The sequence below is a fragment of the Synechococcus sp. HK05 genome (assembly GCF_019104765.1).
Classification (GTDB): domain Bacteria; phylum Cyanobacteriota; class Cyanobacteriia; order PCC-6307; family Cyanobiaceae; genus Vulcanococcus.
In genome coordinates this window covers 1-5,544 of sequence record NZ_JAHRXJ010000005.1, presented here as the reverse complement: position 1 = coordinate 5,544, position 5,544 = coordinate 1, and the positions used below count along the sequence as shown (strand labels likewise).

At 61.7% G+C, this 5,544-nt stretch carries 10 protein-coding genes and 1 pseudogene; 7 read left to right on the top strand and 4 right to left on the bottom strand.

Features of this window, described 5'->3' with window-relative positions; all coding sequences use genetic code 11:
* Positions 1-208: pseudogene (locus KUL97_RS05950) on the top strand (hypothetical protein); the annotation flags it as partial.
* A 386-nt stretch (positions 209-594) separates the two neighbouring features.
* Complete coding sequence (locus KUL97_RS13740) at positions 595-801, top strand: hypothetical protein (protein ID WP_254896262.1); 207 nt, start codon at positions 595-597, stop codon at positions 799-801.
* On the opposite strand, the gene KUL97_RS05940 is transcribed toward KUL97_RS13740, so the two are convergent.
* Positions 789-1,190, bottom strand: a complete 402-nt coding sequence (locus KUL97_RS05940; protein WP_217796084.1) for a type II toxin-antitoxin system VapC family toxin — start codon at positions 1,188-1,190, stop codon at positions 789-791. The two genes, KUL97_RS13740 and KUL97_RS05940, sit on opposite strands and share 13 nt — an antisense overlap.
* Entirely contained in the window at positions 1,187-1,420 is a 234-nt protein-coding gene (locus KUL97_RS05935) for an antitoxin (protein ID WP_217796083.1), read from the bottom strand. Before KUL97_RS05935 ends, KUL97_RS05940 begins: the two co-directional genes overlap by 4 nt.
* Before the next feature lie 490 nt (positions 1,421-1,910).
* Here KUL97_RS05935 and KUL97_RS05930 point away from each other — a divergent pair, with 490 nt between their 5' ends.
* From KUL97_RS05930 to KUL97_RS13890, 3 genes are read left to right on the top strand one after another with little or no spacing between them, the layout of a single operon-like run.
* Entirely contained in the window at positions 1,911-2,162 is a 252-nt protein-coding gene (locus KUL97_RS05930; RefSeq protein WP_217796082.1) for a galactose oxidase, read from the top strand.
* A 13-nt stretch (positions 2,163-2,175) separates the two neighbouring features.
* Positions 2,176-2,364, top strand: a complete 189-nt coding sequence (locus tag KUL97_RS05925; RefSeq protein ID WP_217796081.1) for a hypothetical protein — start codon at positions 2,176-2,178, stop codon at positions 2,362-2,364.
* A gap of 7 nt (positions 2,365-2,371) precedes the next feature.
* Positions 2,372-2,467 (top strand): hypothetical protein, encoded by a 96-nt coding sequence (locus KUL97_RS13890; RefSeq protein WP_217796085.1) that lies wholly within the window; start codon positions 2,372-2,374, stop codon positions 2,465-2,467.
* Positions 2,468-2,968: 501 nt separating this feature from the next.
* On the opposite strand, the gene KUL97_RS05915 is transcribed toward KUL97_RS13890, so the two are convergent.
* Entirely contained in the window at positions 2,969-3,349 is a 381-nt protein-coding gene (locus KUL97_RS05915) for a MerR family transcriptional regulator (RefSeq protein ID WP_217796080.1), read from the bottom strand.
* 142 nt (positions 3,350-3,491) lie between these two features.
* On the opposite strand from KUL97_RS05915, the gene KUL97_RS05910 reads away from it, so the two are divergent.
* Both KUL97_RS05910 and KUL97_RS05905 read left to right on the top strand, forming a co-directional pair.
* Positions 3,492-3,743 (top strand): DUF3721 domain-containing protein, encoded by a 252-nt coding sequence (locus tag KUL97_RS05910; protein WP_217796079.1) that lies wholly within the window; start codon positions 3,492-3,494, stop codon positions 3,741-3,743.
* A 9-nt stretch (positions 3,744-3,752) separates the two neighbouring features.
* Positions 3,753-4,145 carry a hypothetical protein gene (locus KUL97_RS05905; RefSeq protein WP_217796078.1) on the top strand — a complete coding sequence of 131 codons (393 nt, stop codon included), beginning with the start codon at positions 3,753-3,755 and terminating at the stop codon, positions 4,143-4,145.
* 3 nt (positions 4,146-4,148) lie between these two features.
* On the opposite strand, the gene KUL97_RS05900 is transcribed toward KUL97_RS05905, so the two are convergent.
* Positions 4,149-5,544: iron uptake porin (locus KUL97_RS05900; RefSeq protein ID WP_217796077.1), on the bottom strand; the 1,396-nt coding region annotated here is incomplete at its 5' end.

The following is a 5,544-nucleotide window of genomic DNA, read 5'->3' as shown; positions in this document are numbered from 1 at the left end:
GGTGGAGGAGCCCGCTGGTCGGCTCGGAGTCGTTGACCCCGATGCAGCACAACAACACTCTGGCGGCTCAACTCCCGAGCACCCCGTGGCGTTGTTTTGCACCCGCCCCCAGGGGCGGATTGATGACGCTGTTAATCAAGGGTTGAGCATCCTTGCCGGACTGGCCCTCGGGAGCTCTGTGGGTGGGCCTGGAATCAGCGAGAAATGAGTCCAATTCTCATGGGTGCGCGATGATGAGATCCCACTGCGCAGGTTCTTGGGACTTTTCTTGGGACAACTTTGCTGAAACCTTTTCAGCCACTAGGTTTTCAGGACTCGCCAGGCGGCTTTTAACCGATTGGTCCTGAGTTCGAATCTCAGACGACCCATTTTTTGAGATCGTTTGCACTGCGAGGGGCTAATCCCTGCGGCGCAATGGATTCAAAGTTGGCGAAGGGCCTCTGAGCCGGTCGAAATGATGCCTTAATGGGACGCTCGGTGTCTCAAGGTCGTCTCATGTCGCTTGTCCGGCCCTTGGGGGTGCACGGCATGCCTCAGACTTGGAGGGCCCTTGAGGGTTCCGTCGCTGAGCAACGCCCTTGGCAGGATCAAGGGATGACTCTTTCCACCGAGCAGCTGAGCCCTGATGACTGGCGGCGCATCTGCGATGCCCTCCGCTACCTCGGCCGTGATCTGCATCACCGCTCCTTCTCCGTAACGGCCGAACGCCGCGAGCTGCTCTGGCGGGAGATGGACCAGTGCCTGGCGCTGGCGGACCGGCTCAGCCGTGCGCAAGCGGACCCTGCTGATCAGGAGGGCTGAACCCAGTTCTCCAGGGCCAGCCCCGGCACCCTGGCGAATTCACGGGTGTTGTTCGTCACCAATGTGCACTGCCGGCTGAGCGCGTGGGCCGCGATCATCGTGTCGAGTGCGCCGATCGGGGTGCCCTTGCGCTCCAGCTCAGCCCGCAAGTCGCCATAGACCCAGAGCGCTCTCTCATCGAAACTCAGAATCGCGAGCGGAGCCAGAAACATCTCCAGGGCGCGACGGTTGCGCTCAGAACCGCTCTTGGCAACGCCATAGGCCAGCTCGGCGGCAACCACGCTGCAGACGCCGATCTCGCCCATCCGGTACTGCCGGAATCGCGCCAGAACCGCCGGCGGTCTGTCGTTGATGACGTGGATACAGATGTTGGTATCGAGCAGAATCACGGCTGGATGGCGTCCCGCTGTTGTTCCTCGGGCTGCTGGCGCTCGAGCACAAAGCCAGGCTCAAAGCTGGCCAGACCAGCCTCCAGGGTTGCCCATGGATCATCCAAAGGGAGGAGCAGCACCCCATTGCCGAAGTGCTTGACAGCGACCTCGTTGCCCTGGAATCGATAGTCCTTGGGCAGCCTCACGGCCTGACTGCGGCCCGAGGAGAACAGCTTCGCCGTGTCCATGGCCCATCGCTCCGCCTGGTGTCTACCTATGGTAGCTACCGCTTCGGGCTCGGAGCCTTTTGGTGTCGTTCGTTGACGCGCTCGCATTGATGACGCTGCGAATCAAGGGCTGATCGTCCTTGCGGAGCTGGCCCTCGAAGGCTCAATGGACTGTTCTCGGGACACCTTCGCTGGAACCCTTTCAGCTACTTGGTTTTCAGGGTTTTTGGTGCAATGCCATCTGGGCGAATTGGGTCCGATGAAATTCGTAGAAACTCTGAAGGGTTCAGGCAACCCTTGCACCTTGCTGCAGATCTGAGCCATGACCGTGGGGCAGTGGGCTGCCAAGGGCTCACTGGTTCCAAAGGCCCCGGGCGCCCATGGCCCGGGGCTCCTTTGTTGAAGGCAACCCCAGCAAACGCGACAACCAGCCCAACCCCTGCTAGTACAGGTGTACGCATGTAAGGGGTTGGTGGTGGCTCTGTCTCAATCCAGGTCAATCCGCGCTGGAATGCCTGCAGCCCAAGGTGACTGCGAGGCCTGGTCCTATCTCGATGAGGGAGTGCTGCGCTCCAGTCGTAGCCGCAAGGTGTGCATGACCTGCCACTGGTTCCGCCATCACGCCGGAGCGGAGTGCATTCCCCTGCTCACCTGCCAGCTGCATCAGGGCCTGATTGCCCAGGGCGAGCACCTGATCCGCCGCTGCCAGGGCTGGACGGATGACATGACCCGCCAGCGGGGCTGGGCGCCGGAGGTGGGCTGAGGCTGGGGCGGCCGTGCACGTCAGTCAGCGCAAAACCAAAATCCCGGCCACACCGGCGGAACGCTGGCTGAGCGATGGCCGGCGGGTGCTGCATTTCAAGCCGGTGGTGTTGTGGGACCGGTGGCGGCAGGAGCTGGAGGTAACGAGCGGTGAGTGGCTGTTAGGCACCACTGCTCAAGCGGCGTTAACGGCTCAGCCGTGAGCAGGCCCTGGAGCTGTGGCGCCAACGCCGAGCTGAGGGCTGGGCACTATGCGCCGCGCAATGGCAGCCGCCGCAACCACCGCGGATGGTGTTCCAGCGGTGAGGGGAACCGCCAAACCAACCAATCTCGTCGCCCCTGGCGTGCGAGGCAATGCGTGTAATGGCTGATTGCCTAAGCCCATGTGGAGTGGCGATGCTGCAGCCATCAACCAAGGGAGGAGCCACCGATGGCTGACACCCCACCGCAGTACCAGTAGAAGCAACGCTGACTGCAGGCCCCTGCTCCAACAGTCTTCACCCAACCGTGGGCGGGTCGTTTAGCCGGGCAAGAGAGCAGCCCAGTCGCTGGCTCTCACCTCGTGCGCCTGACTGATCGACACTCCGCATGCACCGCCACAGGTGCCCCAGGAGAACCAATCGCTCACACCTGGAACGTTCGGCCCCAGGTGCCAACGCCAGCAGCTTCGCCTAACGAACGCCATTGGAATGTTGATTAACCCTTGACCCTCGGGCTCTGCTCGGGGGTTTTGGTGTCTGCCCCTGAGTGCTTGATTAGATGTATTGCTTTCCTGATTCAGTCGGATTGACCGGGATAGAAGGCTGTTTATCCCTCTTTGATGCCGCCGCAGTCCTGCCAGCTGTTCAGGAGTTGTGTCAGTTCTCCTTTCATCGCTGAAAGCTCCTCTAGGCGGTGATCAATCGACGCGATGCGCGTCTCAATGTTGTGCTTGAGTGTCGTGCAGTTGCAATGACCTGAACGGCGAACATCGAGGATGCGGCGTAGTTCGGGCAGTGGAACATCCATCGCTCGCAGAGCGCGGATCAGTTCCAGTTCAGCCACCACACCGGGATCAAACAGCCTGTAGCCGCCGATGGAGCGCCCCGCCGTGTGGATCAGGCCTTCGTCACTGTAGAAGCGCACCGTTTTCACAGGCAGGCCGCTCGCCTGGGCTACCTGGCCGATGCGCAGGGCGGGAGCATCCATGACGCAACCTTCCTGTTACGGGAAGCTTTGTTGAGCATAGGTGGTGGTGGCGTGTGGCGATCCGTGCACATCAACCCTCTTCTCAGCCTTCTTTACTGGAGACTTGGCTTACGTTGTGAGCTCGTCCGGCCTGGTTGTCCTCATGTCTCCTCGCCCAGCGTTGTGCAGCGTTCAGCGACGGCTGAGCCTTATCGCCATCACCGCCGTAGCCCCGCTCTGTGGTGCGGCTGTGTATGCCAACCCCGCCGGGGTGCCGGCCCTGTACGCCACGAAAGCGGAAGCTGAAGAAGCAGCCAGGAAGCACTTCCACTGCACTGGCGCCCATCCGATGGGACAGCAATGGATGCCCTGCGGGAAGCACGGGCAGGACAGCACCTCATCAACCCATCACTGAGCAAGAGCGATGTCTGGTTGTGGTGAATCACCCAAGCTGGTTGCGGTTGGTATTGCACCGCTGGGGATCATCTCCATTGGCGTGGTGCCGATGGGCGTGGTGAGCATCGGTGTGGTGCCGATGGGAGTGCTCAGCCTCGGTGTGGTGGGGATGGGCGTGGTGAATGCCTGCGTGGTGGGAATGGGGGTTGTGGTGGCTGGTGTTAACGCCATGGGCATCTGGTCGCTCAGCCCAGGCAATGCTCATCGGCACCAGAGCAGCGCTCCGCCCAAGGAGCAGTTGATGGCCTACCCCAGCAAAGAGATGGCTCTGGAGAAGGCCAGGCAGCTCGGTTGCAACGGTGCCCATGCGATGGGCTCGTTATGGATGCCCTGTGAGCACCATCCCGCGCCTGACCACTGAGGATCAGAAGCGGAAGCTGGTCTTGATCAGCCCGCCCAGCTGCTGGAAGCTGCGCCCCTCAGGCGTTTCCCCGCCCAGGGGCCGACTCAGATAAAACAACGCCGGAGTCACGGCGATGTTGTCGGTCACCTGGAATTTGTACCACCACTCCCACACATAATTGCCGTCGTTGGGGGTGTCGCCACCCTTGAGGCTTGTGGCGAATGGTGCCTGGCCCACAGCCATACCGAGGGCGTTGCCTTTGAGGAAGGCATCCTCCCATTGCAGGCCCACACTCCAGGATTGGCTGGTGCTCACCAGGCCCTGATCGTTGACCGTGCTGTTGTAGTTGGTGCTGTTGATGCCCCAGCCAGCGCTGATCGAGGGGATCCAGCCGCTCTCAGCTGGCTGCCAGTAGGCGCTCAGGCCGAAGGCCGAGGTGTCGCCTGGATTGCTGAAGCTGTCGAAGGTGAAGTTGGTGGCATAAACAAACAGCTCGTTGGCGTTCTGGATATAGGAGTAGGTGGCCACAAGCCCCCACTGCTCAGCCGTGTAGCCAATCTGCACGGTGCCAGTGCCACCGGCGCCATCGGTGGCGATGCCACCGTCGTTGGGATTGCCGTTGCTGCCATTGGCTGCCACGTAGTTGGCACTGATGGCAAAGCCATTCTTCTGCCACCAGACGCCGGCGCCGGCTCCGAGGTTCTTGTTGTAGGCCCCCGGTGCACCGCCGAGGGTGAGCACGTCGAGCACCGTTTCAGCCGGGTACACACTCGGCCAGATCGCGAGCATGTCCTCCTGGCCCACCCGGCCACCGAGGGTGAAGGTGAAGTCGCCCAGGGGGAATTGATAGAAGAGGCGATCGATGCTCAGGAGATTGGGTCCCGCTTCCTCCTGAAAGGCCACTTCCAGCTGCGAGAGACCGCTGGGACCGGCGCCACCAAAGCTGTTGCTATCTCCATCAAAGTTGCCACTACGCAGGGTTGTGCGCAGCAGATCGTTCCCGGTGAAGCTGGTGTCGAAGTTCAGCTGCACGTCGTAGTTGAACGTGGTGGCCCCGAAGGTTGCCTTGTTGGCTTGCACCACGTTGTTGGCGTTGCCGCTGAAGTTGTTGGCACCGAGCACGAAGGTGGCGAGGCCTGAGAGCTTGGTGGTGGTGGAGAACTGGGTCGCTTCCAGCTCAGCAACCTTGGCCTCGAGGCCATCCACGCGGCCCTTCAGAACGGCGAGTTCCTGTTCGAACTCCTTCATCAGGCGCTTCAGCTCGTCGGTCACTTCGGTGATCCGGTCGAGGCAAGCGTTCAGCAGGGCGGCCGCTTCAAAGCGGGTCATCGCACGGCTGCCGCGGTAGGTGCCGTTGGGGTAGCCGGCCACACAGCCGTAGCGCTCGATCAGGTTGCTCAGAGCCTGATAAGCCCAG

Bases quoted from the DNA above. Each gene is read 5' to 3' on its own strand.
- KUL97_RS13740 (WP_254896262.1), top strand. From the start codon at position 595: ATGACTCTTTCCACCGAGCAGCTGAGCCCTGATGACTGGCGGCGCATC.
- KUL97_RS05935 (WP_217796083.1), bottom strand. From the start codon at position 1,420: ATGGACACGGCGAAGCTGTTCTCCTCGGGCCGCAGTCAGGCCGTGAGG.
- KUL97_RS05930 (WP_217796082.1), top strand. From the start codon at position 1,911: ATGCCTGCAGCCCAAGGTGACTGCGAGGCCTGGTCCTATCTCGATGAG.
- KUL97_RS05915 (WP_217796080.1), bottom strand. From the start codon at position 3,349: ATGGATGCTCCCGCCCTGCGCATCGGCCAGGTAGCCCAGGCGAGCGGC.
- KUL97_RS05910 (WP_217796079.1), top strand. From the start codon at position 3,492: ATGTCTCCTCGCCCAGCGTTGTGCAGCGTTCAGCGACGGCTGAGCCTT.
- KUL97_RS05905 (WP_217796078.1), top strand. From the start codon at position 3,753: ATGTCTGGTTGTGGTGAATCACCCAAGCTGGTTGCGGTTGGTATTGCA.